The sequence below is a fragment of the Streptococcus oralis genome (assembly GCF_026782375.1).
Taxonomy (GTDB): Bacteria; Bacillota; Bacilli; order Lactobacillales; family Streptococcaceae; genus Streptococcus; species Streptococcus oralis_CL.
The window spans coordinates 209222-227451 of record NZ_JAKUWJ010000001.1 but is presented as its reverse complement, the minus strand read 5'-3'; the positions used below and the strand labels follow the sequence as shown (position 1 = coordinate 227451).

Below are 18230 nucleotides of genomic sequence, written 5' to 3'. Positions count from 1 at the left end.
CTGATACTATGTGTTTTTTGATTTCGACGACTTTTAACCCATACTTTATAATTAAAAAGTAGAAATCGAATTGATAAATAAAGTATGAATCTATATTACGAAAGTTAGACAGAAAATTTCATGATTGAGGTGTAAATTAAATATGTTTGCTACTATTCTTTACTTATATTATTCATAAAAAGGCAATATTGAATCTATTAAATTTACAATATCAGATTTTGTAATAACGTATATATACACAATGATGTTAACTGTCATCCAAATGCAAACAATTCGCGTACTAATAATTTTACAAATGAACGAGACATACTTTCCTCTTTTTATTGATTGTCACTGAGACAAATTAATTACTTTGTCGTATTGTGCAAGTGTCTCCTCATCATAATGGTGGATTACCTCAACCAAGGTTTGTGGAAGGGTTAATAAGATATTTGAAATTTGTTTTGAATTCACTTTATCAAGATTGGCTTTAACCTCGTCTGCCAAAATCAGATCACTATTATGATACAAACTGCGAGCGATTTCTATACGTTGCTTTTCCCCACCAGAAAGATGATTTCCATAAAGAAGATGTCCCTTTAAAAATTCTAGATTTACTCGATTAAGAATCAGGTCCATCTTTATATTATCCATCGACTCTCCAAGGGTAATATTCTCCTCAAGTGATAAACCATCAAAAATATAGGAATCTTGTAAAATATAAGAAGCTGATTTGGCAACTTGCTCTTGATTTAAGATCTGACCAGCATAAGTCACCTTCCCCAAATCTGGAGATAGTTGCCCATAGATGAGGTTAAGTAAGGTTGACTTACCACAACCACTTGCACCTATTAGAGCAATTTTTTCTCCTTTTTTAATTTCAAATGATAGATTTTCAAAAAGTATATTATCTTCAAAACTTAAACTGACGCAATCAACTAAGATAGGAAAAAGTGATGTTGAAGACAGGTCATCTGTTTGTATAATCGCATCTTGAAGTAGAAAATCATAACGATTCCTAAGCTGCTTGCTTGATTTATAGGTATTGATAAAATATGACAATTCATTGAATTGATAGCCTATGTTATGAGATACTAGATAAATTGCAACAAAACTAGCTCCTGACAAATAATTATAATAAGTCATTATACCACCGATAATGATGGGAACTACCGAACAAAATGCGTCAATACTATTAATGAGAATATTATTAATCGTACGTTGTTGTTCATAACGAATGTCCTGATCAATTCTCTTCGACAAGGCTCTTCTGAAAAGAGAATAGAAGAAATCCATAGCACCGTAATTTTTAATCACACTCTCTCCACCAATGATATTCGTTGTCTGAGACAAGTACTCCTGATTCGACGTCGCTTTTTCCTCAGAAATAAGGGCTAATTTTTTACTACCTATACCACTACAGAGTGCAGGCATAGAGTAAAAAAAGATAAATATCCAGCCCAACCAAAAATTTGTTGTCAATGCATATACAATGGAAACTATTGTAAAACCAACTGAGGAAATAATAATGACTGCTGGTTCGAGATAAGACGTTTCTAATTGTTTGACATCGTTTTCAAGATTGGATAGGATATCCTCTTTTTTACTATTTTTATTATATAGAAAATGCTCAAACAATTTATATTTCATGATCCAAGTGAAATCTGCTACTAACTTGGCATAATAATACCTTTTCCCAGCCAATCCAATAAGAATAAATAAATTACCAATTATACCTACAGTAAGGGCTATCCATAAATCATCCAGAATCTTCTTCTCAAAACTGGCTATAATCATCGATACCAAGGTTGGTGTGATGATAGCCTCTAACCACGTAATAGCAATGAAAATAAAATAGAGCACCAAATGTTTTTTTGTGATGAACTTTTTAAGCATATCTAATGAACCTTTCAAAATTGTTAACTAATTTTGTTAAACGCTCTTTATCCTTACTCAATTCAATAATTTTATAAATACAGTATTCCATTAAATCTTGTTTTTTACACTCAATAAATTTTCCTTCTTCAGAAATAATTGATGAATAGCCATCAATCATATTTGCGACACATTCCATGCACATTCCTCTACACCAACAATCTTTACACTTAGAAAAGTTATCCTTATTATTGAATTGTGTAACTTTATCACTGCTATGGGTCCCCCAAAATCTAAAGCAAGATTTAGTTGATCCATCAACATCAAATGTTATTGTTGTTTCTGGATCAATATCATCACAAAACGATTCTATCTTACTTTTAAAAATCATTGAAAGTAGCACATCATAAACAATCGGGCTAATGTAGTTTTTAACATTATTATTGATAATATCTTCGAATGACTGATCGATAAATGTTTTTCTATTTTCTTCAGTCATTTCCATTTCTTTAACTATTAGAATTTTATTTTTGCTAAATACATTATTGATATTAAATCTAACACCCATATCAGTAAAATATCTATAGATATCCCCTTTTTGAAATCCAAGTATTTGATGCATCCGCGTGTAAGTAGAAGCGACTTCAAAATTTTCGTAATCTATTTCTTTTAAATACTGAATAAAATTCAATGTTCGTCTATGACTTCCCTTGCCTCTTAACTTATCGTGAATCAATTGTGGGCCATCAAGGCTAACTGTTAAAAAAGGATGATAATTGTTAATCATCATTTCAACTTTCTTATTTAGGATGGTACCATTTGTCACAGTTTCAATTTTTTGAATCTCAATATTTTTAGATAGCTTTTCAATAATATAAACAAACAAATCAATATTTAAAAACGGCTCGCCTCCAAAAAGGATTAATCTCTTTATACATTGAATTCTGCGAGAGACTAGCTGATCAATAATTTTATCTGCTGTATCAATATTCATCAGTTGATTCATCATTCCGTAATTACCACCATCAGCATAGCAGTATGTACATGAAAGATTACAGTTATTTGAAATATTGATTACTACTTTTTTTAAAATATTATAATCGTTTTCTTTTTTGATATTATTATTCAAATCATCTATTGAAGTTGATAAAGTAAAGGTTTCAGAATTAAAATAAAGAGTATCGGATTCTGTAATAAATGCTTTTAACATAATTATTCCCCCTATATAACATAGAGAGGGAATAAAAATCCCTCTCACAATAAAAATAAGATAGTCGTTACCGACCTCCACCACAAGAATGACTAGGGCCGCAATCATGAATAACATAGGCTGATTTATTGGCTAGTAATTCTTCCAAATCGATAATTTTGAGATTATCCATTTTATTGTCCTCCTTTATTTGATGATATGATTATATCATTCAATAGTTCAGTCAAAATTTCTTTCCCATATCTGCTTGACGACTGTCCTCCCCTAAAACTTTTTTTAAATGTCCTTCATAAATCTTTGCTAAGTGGTTACTGCCTGCTAATTTTATTGCTCCAATACATTTTTTCATTTCAATAATTGCAATCTTATTTCCGTTTTTTTGATAGCGATAAAGGTTTTGAGCATAGAGAAAAATGAGTCTTTCATAAATTTCTGTCTCGATAAAAAAGCATTGTTTCAATTGTTTTTCAAAATACAAAGCATCCATAAACTTTTTCTTTTCAATACAGGTAATATAAGCATTAAGCAACATGGTTGAAATCAGGCGTCGATTAATAGGAATTTCTTTATAAAAATCTGATCGTCTAGACATTTCTCTTGCTAAAACCATAAAAACATCATGTTTTAGAACATCCAAAGTATTCATGAAAATCAACAATTCATAATATCCCCAATATTCAACACCAAATAGATAATCGGTTAAATCATCCAAATCTGTTTCATTATAGTATTTTTCTCCCGATAAATCCTGAAGGCGAATTTTAACTAAAATGGTATTTATATGATGAAATTTCTCTCGTTTTCCTTCATTTTCCATTTGAGATATCAACAATCTCTTCATCCCTTCAATGTCGCGAGTCGTTACACATTTCCTAACCTGAGCTAATAGTTCATTTAGTTCATCACGATGAAAATCATGAACGGCATACATAAATTCATCAATTGGCATGTTAATTTCATTTAGAATATGTATAAACTTTGAAATGGTTAAATCCGTTTCTCCTTTTTCGAAACGTGAAAGCTGAGATGTTGATATACCAGCCTTCGTGAGATCCTTTAACCGCAATCCTCTTGATTCTCTAAACTTTTTAAAAATTTCTCCAAAATTTTTCATTCTGAACCTCCATCACGCATATATGGGAATATATTTTATTCACCCCAATAATAACATATAATAAAAAAAAACAAAAGTGAGGATTACACATGAAAAAACAAAAAATATTACCACTCCTACTCTTTTTACTAGAAGGAATTATTATTATCGGAGTTGGATAATCTTAATTTCTAAGGAGAGTTTTGCCTAGACTGCTCAGCGATAAGTACTGCTGAGCGCAGGCTTATAGTTTGGAGGCAGGTAATGTACGTAACAGTCAGGTATTGCCTGCCCTCTTTAGCTAGATAGAAAACATCAAACTTTCTTACATTATCGCGAATTCCAGTTACAAAACTCCCATTAAACTTAAGTTCTTACTGAATTAAGACATCACTCCTATCTCTCCTTACACTCGTCCTAGCAGACAGAAGGATATGCTTAGTCCGAAAAAGTTTAACTATAGTCAGCACAATGACCCCTATACCTGTCTTAAAAAGGCTTTTCGCTAGACCACTACAGTTGACGAAAAGCCTGCTTTTGCAGATTATAAATTTGAACTTTATCCTCATAAATTACAACATAAGAAAACACCTCATAAGTTAGATTTTTCTGTCTAACTTATGAGGTGTTAGTCATAGAAGGATATTTACATTTTTCTTAAATAGCCAAATCAAACTTCAGCTGTGGCTTAACCGGATCATAGTCAACCAACTCAAAGTCCTCGGCTTTGATGTCAAAGAAATTAGTCTTATCTGGTACATTCAAGACCAAACGAGGTTGGCAGTTTGACGGCTCACGGCGGAGCAATTCCTCTGCTTGTTCAAACTGATTATCATAGATATGAAGGTTGTTGATGAAGTAGAAGAACTTCCCAACCTTCCAGCCGAAATGCTTGGCAATCATCATTTGAAGAGCTACGTACTGCATGGCATTGATGTGGTGGGCAACTAGCATGTCATTAGAGCGCTGGGTCAAAGTCGCATCCAGATAGATGTCCCCATCAACCCGACGGACATCAAACATGGTCTGAAAGGCGCATGGAAGAAGTCCGTCCGTCTCCTCAAAAGCTTGATAATCCCAGAGAGAGATGATATTGCGACGGTTCCAAGGGTTGGCTTCCAACTGCTTGAGAAACTTGTTGATGATGTCGTGTTTCTTAACAACTGCCCCATAGCGCTCACCTATGGTTCCTGTATCCCCCACTTCCCAGTCATTCCAGTAGTGGACATTGTACTTGCTATTGAGCACTTCTAGGCTATTAGACTGATCCTGGTAGATCCAGAGCACTTCCTTGATGGCAGATTTGATTGCAATGGGACGTAGGGTTGTGATAGGAAATTCTCCCTTGGCCAAGTCATACTCTGCAAAGACACCCGTTACGTATTTGGAGTTGGCAACAGTCCCATCCTTGTACTTAGGACGTGCTTGTTCAGAAAAGACGCCGTCTTTGAGGATTCGTTCAATATTCTCTTTAAAAATCGTATCTGCTTTTGTCATTTACTCTCACCTCATTTATTGTCCTAACTAGTATAGCATAAAAAAAGAAAGGAGGAAAATCACTGGCTTTAAAGTAGTGTTTTTCCCCCTTTTTATTATCTTATTGCAATACAAGTGATGCTGCTCCAATAACTCCAGCGTCATTTCCTAGAGTTGCAAGAGCCAGTTTAGTTGTTGTGCGTACTTGTGGGAAGGTATTTTCGTCATAGACCTTTTGAACACCTTGTAGAAGGAATTCTCCCGCTGCTGACACCCCACCACCGATAACGATTGTTGATGGGTTGAGGATGGAACCGATATTAGCACAAGCGATTCCCAAGTAACGTGAGAAGTTACGGTAAACGATCAAAGCAAGGTCGTCCCCTTCTTTAGCCAAGTCAAAAACAGTTTTAGCAGTTACTTCTTCACCGTCGTCGATCAAGCGTTTCAAGGCCGCATCGCCTTCGTATTCATCTGCATAACGACGAGTCAAGTTGACAATCCCTGTTGCAGAAGCAACTGTCTCAAGACAGCCTTTTTTACCACAGGTACATGCGATTGGTTGGTCAAAGTCAACAGTGATGTGGCCAAGCTCTCCTGCTGCACCAGCAACACCGTGAAGCAATTTGCCTTCTGCCACGATACCGCCACCAACACCTGTACCAAGTGTCATAAAGACAACGTCTGGTTGGTTTTCACCAGCCCCCATCCAGCGCTCACCAAGAGCAGCTACGTTGGCATCATTATCAATGAAGAATGGAATCCCCAAGGCTTTTTCAATCTTTTCTTTAATCGGTTGAAGGGTTTTCCAGTTGAGGTTATAGGCACCGATAACAGTTCCTTTTTCACGGTCAACCACACCAGGTGATCCCATTCCAATACCTCGGAAATCCGTAGCTGACAATCCAAGCAAATCCAAACGATGTTGAATTGACTCAATCATATCATCTACAATGTGGCTTCCTTCGTCCAAAATGTTGGTCTTGATAGACCATTTTTCTTGGATTTCTCCTTCTTGAGTTAAAATCGCAAACTTGATAGATGTTCCACCAAGGTCAATCCCAATAATCTTTTGACTCATCGTCTTCTCCTTTTTAATTGAAAATGCTTACAGATATAGTATAACAAAATCGTCTCTTTTGTGCAAAGGTTTGCAGGCTACAAGCCAAAATTAAAACATCTCATTTGCTTCACTATTTGTAAAAATTAGTCACCTAAATGTTGAATGGCATAGTTTGCTTCTTCTTTGGTAAATTTTCTAAAATAAGGAGAAGTTAGCCTCTCATAAATTTCTGTCTTTGACAAATGGGCATTCTTTCGGTATTCTCTTGCTTGAATTAAGGCATTTGCCTTATAGTCTGCTTGCAAATGATTGATAGCATATTGTGCAGTGTCACTATTAAAACCTTCAAAAATTAACATCTCATAAATTCTTTTTTTTGACAAATGAATCCTATTATAATCTTGTGCTGTCTTTAAAGCTGCTGAGTATGGATTCCCGGCTGCTGGTTTTGGTTGTCGCACACCATCGTTTCCTACATAGTAACGACCACCATCTACCCATTTACCCCTTACCATTTTGCCTTTAGAATCAACATAGTAACGACCGCCATCTACCCATTCATTCTTGGCCACCTTTCCATCTGATTTATAATAATAGTCCCCTACCCATTTATTGCGGGCAATGCTTCCTTCTGGTGTTAAATCTAGTTTTTGAATGGCATAGTCTGCTTCTTCTTTTGTAAATTTTCTAAAATAAGGAGAAGTTAGCCTCTCATAAATTTCTGTCTTTGATAAATTGGCATTCTTTCGGTATTCTCTTGCTTGAGCTAAGGCATTCGCCTTATAGTCTGCTTGCAAATGATTGATAGCATATTGTGCAGTGTCACTATTAAAACCTTCATAAATTAACATCTCATAAATTCTTTTTTTGGACAAATGAATCCTATTATAATCTTGTGCTGTCTTTAAAGCTGCTGAGTATGGATTCCCGGCTACTGGTTTTGGTTGTCGCACACCATCGTTTCCTACATAGTAACGACCACCATCTACCCATTTACCCCTTACCATTTTGCCTTCAGAATTAACATAGTAACGACCACCATCTACCCATTCATTCTTGGCCATCTTACCATCTGATTTGAGATAATAATTTCCTACCCATTTGTTGCGAGCGTAGCTGCCTTCTGCTGTTAGATAATAATAGGAACCATAGTTTTTATCATAAATCCAGTCACTTTTAACCTTTTTTCCATCAGAATCAACATAATAACGACCACCATCTACCCATTCATTTTTAGCTCTCTTTCCATCTGATTTGAGGTAGTAATTTCCTACCCAGCCAGACTGAACTTTAGATTGTGATTTATCCTGTTTAGGAGTTGTTTCTTTAGTTTTTTCAGCCGGTTTTGGTGCTGGTGTTTTTGGTTTCTCAGCAGGTTTTTGTGCTGGTGTTTTCGGTTTCTCAGCAGGTTTTTGTGCTGGTGTTTTCGGTTTCTCAGCAGGTTTTTGTGCTGGTTTCGGTGCTGGTGTTTTCGATTTCTCAGCAGGTTTCTGTGCTGGTGTTTTTGGTTTCTCAGCAGGTTTTTGTGCTGGCGTTTTCGGTTTCTCAGCTGGTTTTGGTGCTGGTTTTGGCGCTGGTTTTGGTTGCCACACACCATCGTCTCCTACATAATAACGACCACCATCTACCCATTCATTTTTGGCCATCTTACCATCTGATTTTAGATAGTAATTACCTACCCATTTGTTGCGAGCGTAGCTGCCTTCTGCTGTTAGATAATAATAGGATCCATAGTTTTTGTCATAAATCCACTCAGCTTTAGCCATCTTACCATCTGATTTAAGATAGTAATTGCCTACCCATGTGTTGCGAGCGTAGCTGCCTTCTCCTGTTAAATAATAGTATGACCCATAGTTATTGTCATAAATCCATTCATTTTTAGCTCTCTTCCCATTTGATTTGAGATAGTAATTACCTACCCATGTGTTGCGAGCGTAGCTGCCTTCTCCTGTTAGATAATAGTATGACCCATAGTTTTTATCATAAATCCATTCATTCTTGGCCATCTTTCCATCTGATTTGAGATAGTAATTGCCTACCCAAGCATTTTGGACATAGTTTCCCGAAGCATTTAGATAGAGATAAGAATTAGCTTTTTTATCAAAAATCCACTTATTAGTAACTTTAGCACCATTTTCATAGTACGATGAGCCTACCCAACCAGACTGAGCTGTAGATTTGGACTTATCCTCTTTAGGACTTGTATTTTTAGGTTTCTCAGCGGGTTTTTGAGCTGGCGTTTTCGGTTTCTCAGCTGGTTTCGGTGCTGGTTTTGGCTCTGGTTTCGGAGCTGATTTCGGCGCTGGTGTTTTCGGTTTCTCAGCTTGATTTGGCGCCGAAGTTGTATTCTCTTTTACAACCTTACCATTTTTAGATGCATCCTTTTCTTGAGCAGAAACATGCTGAGCCGAAAAAGGAAAGTCTCCATTTGTATCTGATAATGCAATAAGTCCCAGTGTTGCAGTTGCTAAGCTGGTTACTAAAAATTTTTTTGATTTTTTCATAAAAATCTCCATTGTTTTTAATGATTAATAGCTATAGTATACCATATACTTAATTTTTTTTACACTCAAATAATAACTATTTATGAAAGCCCTATTTTAAAATGAAGTGCAACACAAAAGACATGTTCATCTGATATACTAGAGTTGCGAAAAACAGTATAAAGGAAGATGAACATGTCCACTAATTATTCTCATACAAGCACTTATCTGAAGCTGAGCAAGTAGAAATTGAAGCTTATTTAAACGTAGGACTCAAACCTGCTGAGTTTGCTCGTAAACTGGGGGAAACTGCTCTACTATTACTCGTAAAATGAATCGTGGTTCCATAACACAAGTGAAATAAGTCAATGGGCAGAAGATCTATTACCTACACCATTATGCAGATGTTACCCATAACTGTTATCAGTGTGCTAGAGAAGCCAGCTATTATTTGAAACTATATCGTTTATTGGACGACTTTCTGAAAGAATTTACAGAAGTAATGGGAGAGAAACCAACGGGACATAGCATAGATGCCTTTGTTCACACCTATAAACTCCAACCCCTTTTTGAAATTGGAAAATCCATTCTGTTCTGAGTGGAAAGACAATAGGAGAAGCTTCTATTTTGAACTTGGCTATAGTCCGCAAAAAAGCTGTTTGAGCTCACTCAAACAGCTTTAAAGATACTCTCTTAATTAGAGGAACAACTTTGTTGCACTTGAGTTGTCAATCAGTGTTAAAATAGTTATTCTAAATAATTAGTCGTCAAGATGTTGAATGGCATAATTAGCTTCTTCTTCAGTAAATTCTTCACCATAAGGCGAAACTAGTTGATTATAAATTGCTGACTTCGAGTTCTTAAACCATTTTCGATAATTCTTTGCTTTAGCTAAGGCGTTTGATTTATAATCTGCATTCAAATGATCGATGGCATATTGTGCAGCATCACTTTGAAATTTTTCTCCATATTTTGAAGTTAATTGCTTATATAAGCGTTTTTTAGACATATTTGCCCACGAGTTATAACTCTTTGCCTTTTCTAAAGCAGCAGAATATTCACTATTGGTTGATGATTTGGTTTCCCATAATCCATTAGCTCCTACATAGTAACGACCTCCATCAACCCATTCACTTTTAGCCATCTTACCGTTTGATTTAAGATAGTAATTGCCTACCCAAGTATTACGAGCGTAACTTCCCTCTGAAGTCAAGTAGTAGTACGAAGCATAGTTCTTATCATAAACCCACTCACTCTTAGCCATCTTACCATTTGACTTCAAATAGTAATTGCCTGACCAAGCATTGCGAGCATAGCTACCTTCTGATGTTAGATAGTAATATGAACCATAGTTCTTATCATAAATCCACTCAGCTTTAGCCATCTTACCATTTGATTTCAAATAGTAGTTGCCTGACCAAGCATTACGAGCATAACTACCTTCTGCCGTTAGGTAGTAGTATGAACCATAGTTATTGTCATAAATCCATTCATTTTTAGCTCTCTTCCCATTTGATTTGAGATAGTAATTACCTACCCATGCGTTTCGAGCGTAGCTACCTTCTGCGGTTAGATAATAATAGGATCCATAGTTTTTATCATAAATCCATTCATTCTTAGCCATTTTACCATCTGATTTAAGATAGTAATTGCCTACCCAAGCATTTTGGATATAGTTTCCCGAAGCATTTAGATAGAAATAAGAATTAGCTTTTTTATCAAAAATCCACTTATTTATAACTTTAGTACCATTTTGATAGTATGATGAGCCTACCCAACCAGACTGAGCTGTAGATTTGGACTTATCCTCTTTAGGAGTTGTATTTTTAGGTTTCTCAGCAGGTTTTTGAGCTGGTGTTTTCGGTTTCGGCGCTGGTTTTGGTTCTGGCTTTGGTTCTGGCTTTGGTACTGGTGTTTTTGGTTTCTCAGCAGGATTTTGCGCTGGTGTTTTTGATTTCTCAGCTTGATTTGACGCCGAAGTTGTATTCTCTTTTACAACCTTACCATTTTTAGATGCATCCTTTTCTTGAGCAGAAACATGCTGAGCCGAAAAAGGAAAGTCTCCAGTTGTATCTGATAATGCAATAAGTCCCAGTGTTGCAGTTGCTAAGCTGGTTACTAAAATTTTTTTTGATTTTTTCATCAAAAATCTCCTTTAAATTTTTATTGTTTACGGTTACATTATAACACAAATATGTATTAATATATACTAAAAGCTATTAATAGATAAAACTCACAACACTATCACTTGCAACTCATACAATCCTCTCACTGCATTACAGCCATAGACAGCTTCCGCTTGGTCCAAGTCTGGCACAGTCAAGACTTTTTCCTCTACCTGTTCTGTTTCTAGCAAATGCTGACGGTAGATTCCTGGCAAAATTCCTTGACTGGTAGGTGGTGTATAGAGTTTACCATTAATTTTTAAGACCAGATTTCCAATAGAGGTCTCAAGCAGTTCTCCTGCTGCATTATGGTAAATGATTTCTTGTTTATCTAGATTTAAATGCGGTCTATGAGTTGTTTTAAAGTAGGTAAACGCTTGATTCAAATCTGCTTCTTGCAGACAAAGTTTAGCTTTGCAGAAACTTGGACTGAGGGGTGCTAAGAGTTGGCGACTGACTTCCATCCCTCCAGATTTGCTGAGGATGATTCGCAAACGGTAGTCTTGATTAGCATCACAAACTTGGCACTCTTTCTCTATCTTTTGTCTCAGGTTTTCTGGATCAAAAGGATAGGCAAAATATCGACTAGCTTTTTTCAGTCTTTCCAGATGTTGTTCTTCAAACAACAAGTTTTTCTGGCTGATTTTCCCAGTCGTAATCAGTTGGAAACAGGCTTGTTTACGATAGAGAACAGCCGCCTTTTGATGAACTTCACGGTATTCAGACTCCCAGGTGCTATCCCATGTAATACCTCCGCCAACCCCATAAATGGCTTGACCCTTGTAGAGTTGAATGGTCCGAATGGCGACATTAAAAATCCGGCGCCCACTTGGAAGCAAGAGACCAATCGTTCCGCAGTAGACTCCTCTGGGTTGGGGCTCCAAGTTCTTGATAATTTCCATGGTCGCAATTTTGGGAGCTCCTGTGATAGATCCACATGGAAAGAGCGAACGGAAGATTTCAACTAGGTCCACATCCGGTCGTAACTGACTCTTAATGGTCGAAGTCATTTGCCAGACAGTCGAATACTGCTCCACCTGACACAGACGCTCCACATGCTCACTTCCCACTTCAGAAATACGGTTCATATCGTTTCGCAAGAGGTCCACAATCATCATATTTTCAGAGCGATTTTTAGGATCCTGCTCCAACCAGCTAGCCTGGGCAAGGTCTTCTTGGTCAGTCACTCCACGCTGAGTCGTTCCCTTCATTGGTCGTGTTGTCAACTCACGGTCATTTTGCTCAAAAAAGAGCTCTGGGCTCATGGAAATCACTGCCATCTCATCATGTTCAACATAGGCATTGTAGCCCGCCTCCTGTTCTACCACCATGCGATTGTAGATGGCAAAAGGATTGGCACTTAAGTCCTGCTTGAGTTGGACAGTATAATTGACCTGATAGGTATCTCCTTGTCTTAAATGATGGTGAATCTGGGAAATAGCTTTTTCATAGTCCTCTGCAGATGTTTGTTCCCGCCACTTTGAAGGCAGATCTACTTCCTCATAAGTCAAAGGAATAGGGGATGTTTCCACACTATCGTGAACGGTAAAGTAAAGCAAATACTCGCCCAGTAAAGGAAGCTTGTGAACTGCTAATTTTTCCTCAAAAGCAGGTGCAGCCTCATAACTGACGTAGCCCACGACATAATATCCTTGCTCTTGGTAGCTTTCCACCTGTGCCAGCAGGTCCGTCACTTCTGCTAAATCTCTCGTTTTTAACTCTTTGATAGGCTGGGTAAAGGTGTATCTCTCGCCCAAAGCCCTAAAATCAATCACTGTTTTTCTATGCATATCTTAAGTATAACACAAAAAAGCTAGCCTAGAACAGCTAAATCAAGCTTTGTTTACTGATTCCTATAACGAAATATCTTCTCTAAGTTATTTTTTTCTACTTTTGGCAATTCTCCATCAGATGGCACTAGTTCTTCTAGTAAAAGATGGCCTTGTTTGGGACACTTTGCACAAAAATTCAACAAAAAACAGAGAGAGTCTTGGTTTCTATACCCTTACTCTCTCTGTCTTTTACTGTTCAGAAATTAAAAATTGATTTGAAGTTTTAATGATGTTTACCGTTTCCTTGACATCTAAATCATCCGTGAATAGAAAATGATGTTTCTCACTATTTTTAGCTAGAAACTCATTTCTTGCTTGGATTGATAAATCGCCTGTTCTCTCAATTTCTTTCCGAGAAGAATCCCTATCTTTCAAGGTTTCTTCTTGAGCCATTAGGACACAATATTTTAGCTTAATTCGTTTTTCTTTTAAGAAGGCTGCAATTTTCTTCAGTTGATCTTCAAATATGACATACTCTATCACGACAGTAACGCCACGATCCAAGAAATTATTGGTCAGACTGATGATATTATCCCAGAATAAATCCATGTAAAATCCATCATCTTCCCAAGGAGCTACGAGACCTCCTTTAATCATTAAGTAAATCATGTCGCCCTCTATAACTGCACTTTTGTCAAAAGAATAGGCCAACTCTTTGCTGACGGTGCTCTTTCCAACGCCTGGGGGACCTGAAATAATATAAACACAATTTTCCAACCTTATATCTCTACATACTTGAAATATCTCTAACTTACGATAACTTTCAGCCCACTTATGACTTTCTTATGAAGTCTTCAGGATAATGCGCACGCGCACCTCCGATTAGTTTGGGACGACTTGCAAGAGCCGTTACATGGGCATGCCCAATTTCTCTCAAAAGAGGGCGAATCGGAACCTGAACATGCTTAACATGCATGCCAATCGCAGTATCTCCGATATCCAACCCAGCATGGGCCTTGATAAATTCGACCTCAACTGGATCCTGCATAAACTTGAAGGCTGCCAATTGACCCGAACCTCCTGCATGAAGTGTCGGAAGGACACTAACAATTTCCAGGCCAAACTGCTCTGCCACCTGACGTTCAACAACGAGGGCTCGATTGACATGTTCACAACCTTGAACAGCTAGATGAATTCCTTTTTCCTCTAGGATATCTAGGATGGTTTTCACAATGATTTCCCCAATTTCTTGACTGGATTCCTTGCCAATCTGACCACCTATCACCTCACTAGAAGAAAGGCCCAAAACAAAGATAGCTCCTTGCTTCAAATTAGACTTTTCTATTACATCTTCTACAATCTGGCTTGTTGCTCTTTGAATGTCTTTTTCCTTCATACTTGATACCTCTTTTGTCACTATCTATCATATCTTTTTTTACTGATTTTATCAAGGCCAACTAATCATTCTGAATTTTAAAAGCAAAACTCCCAGAATAGACTGGGAGTTAGCTAATTACTATTTTATTAATGCATATTTCAACTATCGTCCCTTTTTCGGGTGCAGAATTGATCTTCATCTGGTAATTGTCTCCAAAATGAAGTTTGAGTCGTTGGTCGACATTTTGAAGGCCAACTCCCCCACGTTTGAGTTGACTTTGACTGCTATCGCCAGCAGCTTGGAAGCCAACGCCATCATCCTCAATGCGGATGACAAGCCCTGTATTCTGTTTCTGAACAGAAACTTTAATATGGCCCTGACCTTCCTTTTCCTTAATGCCATGGTAAAGAGCATTTTCTACAAGGGGTTGTAGCACCAACTTGGGTAAGACTAGGTTACCAAAAGCAGGATCTTCATCAATCTCATACTCCAGCTTATCCCCATAGCGTTGTTTCTGGATAAAGAGGTACTGGCGCACATGATTGATTTCATCAGAAAGAGAAATCAAATCCTTTCCTTGATTGAGCGCCAAGCGGAAATAGGTTGCCAAGGACTTGGTCACCTGAACCACTCGCTGACTATCCTGAAATTCAGCCATCCAGATGATAGTGTCCAAAGTATTATAGAGAAAATGCGGATTGATCTGACTTGACAAGGCTTGAAGTTCATACTGCCTGGTCGTTTCTTCCTGTCTGCGAATAGCTGCCATCAGCTGATTAATCTGATCCAACATGTCATTAAACTGGCGAGTCACTTCTCTCAGTTCAGAGGCGCCAGCTTCCTTAGCACGCAGATTTTGTGTACCAGAAGCAATTTTCAGCATGGTTTCTCTCAAATCCTTCAAAGGGGCAATCCAACGTTTGAGGCTGAACCACACCAAGCAGAGACAGGCAAATAGAGACGTGACACTTGCCCCAAACAAGGTCCACATGAGTTGACTCCGAACCTGGTCTAACTTCTCCAGTGAAGATACACCTATAACCGTCCAATCAGTTCCTGCAATCTTTTCCTGACTCACATAGGATTGGTGGTCTGGAGTATAACCCTGCCCTGTCTCAATATAGGGTTTCATGGCCTCCATTTCACTCGCTGAGCTATAAACTGTGTGTTGCGGATGATAAACAAATTCATGCTTTTCATTGATGATAAAGGCAAATCCCTGCTGACCCAACTGAAGTTGATTTAGATAGGCTTCCAGAGTTTCATAAGAAATATCCAAACGAAGCACGCCAAGATTGGCTCCCTTTGCATCAACCAGTTCCTGAGTAACAGAAATAACCCACTGACTGTCTGATTTACGAGCTGGTGTCAAAACAGGCTTAGCCTCTTGATGAATGGCCTTTTGGTACCAATCCTCAACCATCATATCTGAGGAAGTTTTCATCTGCACACTGTCATCTGTAGAAATAACCTGACCGGATTTGGTAACCAGTACCATCGTTTTCAAGTCCTGGTCAGCCTTTAAGATGGTCAAAAATAGATCTCGGATTTCCTCGACCTTATCTTGACTGGGATTCTCAGCATAGGCCAACACATCCTTCTGCTGGGTCAAACCAGACGAGGTGGTTTCTAATTTTTTGATATAAGACTGGATAAAGTGGCTAGCCTGACTGATAGTCGTTTGGCTATTGCCTTCAATGGTAGCCTCAATGGCTGAAGAACTAGATTGATAGTAGAAAGTCCCAACCAGAGCTAGGAGAATGAGAAAGACCAGAAAGATGGAAATAACCATTCTGACTAGGAGAGAAGAACGCTTCATTGACCTTCCCCCTTCTTAAACTGACGAGGGGTCACACCTGCAATCTGTTTAAAGCGTTGGGTAAAGTAGTTCATATCTTCAAAACCAACCTTTTCGGCTATCTCATAAATCTTTAAATCTGAGGTCAGAAGCAAGAGCTTGGCTTGTTTGACACGCTCTCTCACCAGGTAATCCTGAAAAGGTAGGCCCAACTCTTTCTTAATCAAGGAACTCAAATAAGTCGGACTAAAACCTAGGTCACTGGCCAAAGACTTCAAACTAAACTGACTGTCAGCTAGATGAGACTGGATCTTCTGAGCAATATTTCCCTCAAACTTATCGGTTAATAAATCTTGTAACTGCTCTTCCTTTTCTTCCTTGTCTAGTTTTTGCTTGATTTTCCCCAACATTTCCTCAATATCCTGACGAGAAAAGGGCTTGAGCAGGTAGTCATCCACACCTAGTTTGACAGCAGACAAGGCATAATCAAAATCACCGTAACCTGTCAAAAAGACCAAATGAACTTGTGGATAGGTTTCTCGTACCAGACTGGCCAACTGGATGCCATTTAGCTGAGGCATGTTGATATCGGTTAAAATGATGTCTGGCACCTGCTTTTGAATCAAGTCCCAAGCCTGTCTTCCATTTTCAGCCTGACCGATGATCTCCATATCGTAGGCTGCTACATTGACCAGCTTGGTCAAGCCTTGTCTTACTAGATATTCATCCTCTACGATTAAGATTGTGTAGGTCATGCTCTACTCCTTTGTCACTTACTAGTATCAGTATAGCAAAATTCTCCTCTAACTGCTTAGGAAAGACTTCTTAATCAACATAATCTAGTAAATAAGCATAGCCTTTTTCTTCCATTTGGTCTTTGGGAATAAATCGGATAGAAAGACTATTGATACAGTAGCGCAAGCCACCCTTGTCCTGAGGCCCATCTGTAAAGACATGGCCAAGGTGAGAATCTCCAACTCGGCTTCTCACTTCCATGCGCGTCATATTGTAAGACTTATCTTCCTTATAAGTGACAACATCTGGACTAATTGGTTGGGTGAAACTAGGCCAGCCACAACCAGACTCAAACTTATCCTTTGATGAAAAGAGAGGTTCGCCAGTGGCCACATCCACATAGATACCGGATTCAAATTTATCCCAGTAGCGGTTTGAAAAAGCTCGTTCTGTTTGATTTTTCTGGGTAACTGCGTACTCCTCAGGTGACAAGGTCTTTTTCAATTCCTCATCACTTGGTTTAGGATATTTGCTGGCATCGATGACGGGGTAGGCAGCCTGATTGACATTGATATGACAGTAACCATTTGGATTTTTCTTGAGGTAGTCTTGGTGATAATCCTCAGCCACCACAAAATTCTTCAAGTTTTCCTTTTCAACTGCCAGAGGTTGGTCATATTTTTTAGCAACTTCATCAAAGACTTGGTTGATTACTTCCAAATCCTTGTCATCTGTGTAATAAACACCAGTACGATACTGAGTCCCCACATCATTTCCTTGTTTATTTTTGCTGGTTGGATTGATAATGCGGAAGTAATGAAGCAGGATTTCCTTGAGGGAAATTTGATTAGCATCATAAGTAACATGGACAGTCTCTGCATGGCCTGTTTGATTAATCAATTCGTACTTAGTTGTTTCCCCTCTACCGTTTGCATAGCCTGAAACGGCATCGGTTACTCCAGACACGCGTGAGAAGTATTCCTCCACTCCCCAGAAACATCCCCCAGCTAGATAAATTTCGTGCAAGTCTGCGTCTTTACTCACTTCTGTTTTTTTCACTGTTTTTCCTCCTTGGCTAACGGATGCTTTCTCAATTTGCGAGCTATCTGTCTGCCCTGCATTTCGCGTCAATAGAAAATAAAAACCGGTTAGGACTAGGAGAATGACCCCTGCCAAGACAAACAATTTTACTTTATCATTCAT

General features: G+C 38.0%; 13 protein-coding genes and 1 pseudogene. 1 reads left to right on the top strand and 13 read right to left on the bottom strand.

Annotated features, from left to right (window positions below; genetic code table 11):
* Positions 1 to 330: 330 nt before the first annotated feature.
* The 6 genes from MK409_RS01065 to MK409_RS01040 form a co-directional block, all read right to left on the bottom strand.
* On the bottom strand, positions 331 to 1875 hold the full coding sequence (locus tag MK409_RS01065; protein WP_000913380.1) for an ATP-binding cassette domain-containing protein: 1545 nt from the start codon (positions 1873 to 1875) through the stop codon (positions 331 to 333).
* The gene (locus MK409_RS01060) at positions 1868 to 3064 is read right to left on the bottom strand and encodes a radical SAM protein (RefSeq protein WP_000909921.1); all 1197 of its coding nucleotides are present in this window, start codon (positions 3062 to 3064) and stop codon (positions 1868 to 1870) included. Before MK409_RS01060 ends, MK409_RS01065 begins: the two co-directional genes overlap by 8 nt.
* A gap of 223 nt (positions 3065 to 3287) precedes the next feature.
* Positions 3288 to 4178 (bottom strand): helix-turn-helix domain-containing protein, encoded by an 891-nt coding sequence (locus tag MK409_RS01055; RefSeq protein ID WP_045616868.1) that lies wholly within the window; start codon positions 4176 to 4178, stop codon positions 3288 to 3290.
* 636 nt (positions 4179 to 4814) lie between these two features.
* Positions 4815 to 5654, bottom strand: coding sequence for a thymidylate synthase (locus tag MK409_RS01050; protein WP_268705026.1), 840 nt, complete (start codon positions 5652 to 5654; stop codon positions 4815 to 4817).
* A gap of 100 nt (positions 5655 to 5754) precedes the next feature.
* Positions 5755 to 6714 (bottom strand): ROK family glucokinase, encoded by a 960-nt coding sequence (locus tag MK409_RS01045; RefSeq protein ID WP_049484369.1) that lies wholly within the window; start codon positions 6712 to 6714, stop codon positions 5755 to 5757.
* Positions 6715 to 6839: 125 nt separating this feature from the next.
* Positions 6840 to 9200: an Ltp family lipoprotein gene (locus tag MK409_RS01040; RefSeq protein WP_268705025.1), complete on the bottom strand. Its 2361-nt coding sequence runs from the start codon at positions 9198 to 9200 to the stop codon at positions 6840 to 6842.
* Between the two features lie 168 nt (positions 9201 to 9368).
* Between MK409_RS01040 and MK409_RS01035 the strand changes: the two are divergent.
* Positions 9369 to 9741 (top strand): annotated as a pseudogene (locus MK409_RS01035) (helix-turn-helix domain-containing protein); the annotation flags it as partial.
* Between the two features lie 198 nt (positions 9742 to 9939).
* On the opposite strand, the gene MK409_RS01030 reads toward MK409_RS01035, so the two are convergent.
* The 7 genes from MK409_RS01030 to msrB form a co-directional block, all read right to left on the bottom strand.
* Entirely contained in the window at positions 9940 to 11322 is a 1383-nt protein-coding gene (locus tag MK409_RS01030; protein ID WP_268705024.1) for an Ltp family lipoprotein, read from the bottom strand.
* Between the two features lie 90 nt (positions 11323 to 11412).
* Entirely contained in the window at positions 11413 to 13134 is a 1722-nt protein-coding gene (pabB, locus tag MK409_RS01025; RefSeq protein ID WP_268705023.1) for an aminodeoxychorismate synthase component I, read from the bottom strand.
* 231 nt (positions 13135 to 13365) lie between these two features.
* Positions 13366 to 13893 (bottom strand): AAA family ATPase, encoded by a 528-nt coding sequence (locus tag MK409_RS01020; RefSeq protein WP_084944210.1) that lies wholly within the window; start codon positions 13891 to 13893, stop codon positions 13366 to 13368.
* A gap of 55 nt (positions 13894 to 13948) precedes the next feature.
* The gene (locus MK409_RS01015; protein WP_268705022.1) at positions 13949 to 14512 is read right to left on the bottom strand and encodes a TIGR01440 family protein; all 564 of its coding nucleotides are present in this window, start codon (positions 14510 to 14512) and stop codon (positions 13949 to 13951) included.
* Between the two features lie 109 nt (positions 14513 to 14621).
* The gene (locus tag MK409_RS01010) at positions 14622 to 16313 is read right to left on the bottom strand and encodes a cache domain-containing sensor histidine kinase (RefSeq protein ID WP_268705021.1); all 1692 of its coding nucleotides are present in this window, start codon (positions 16311 to 16313) and stop codon (positions 14622 to 14624) included.
* On the bottom strand, positions 16310 to 17047 hold the full coding sequence (locus MK409_RS01005) for a response regulator transcription factor (RefSeq protein WP_061427736.1): 738 nt from the start codon (positions 17045 to 17047) through the stop codon (positions 16310 to 16312). Before MK409_RS01005 ends, MK409_RS01010 begins: the two co-directional genes overlap by 4 nt.
* Positions 17048 to 17117: 70 nt before the next feature.
* Positions 17118 to 18230, bottom strand: a complete 1113-nt coding sequence (gene msrB / locus MK409_RS01000; RefSeq protein ID WP_268705020.1) for a peptide-methionine (R)-S-oxide reductase MsrB — start codon at positions 18228 to 18230, stop codon at positions 17118 to 17120.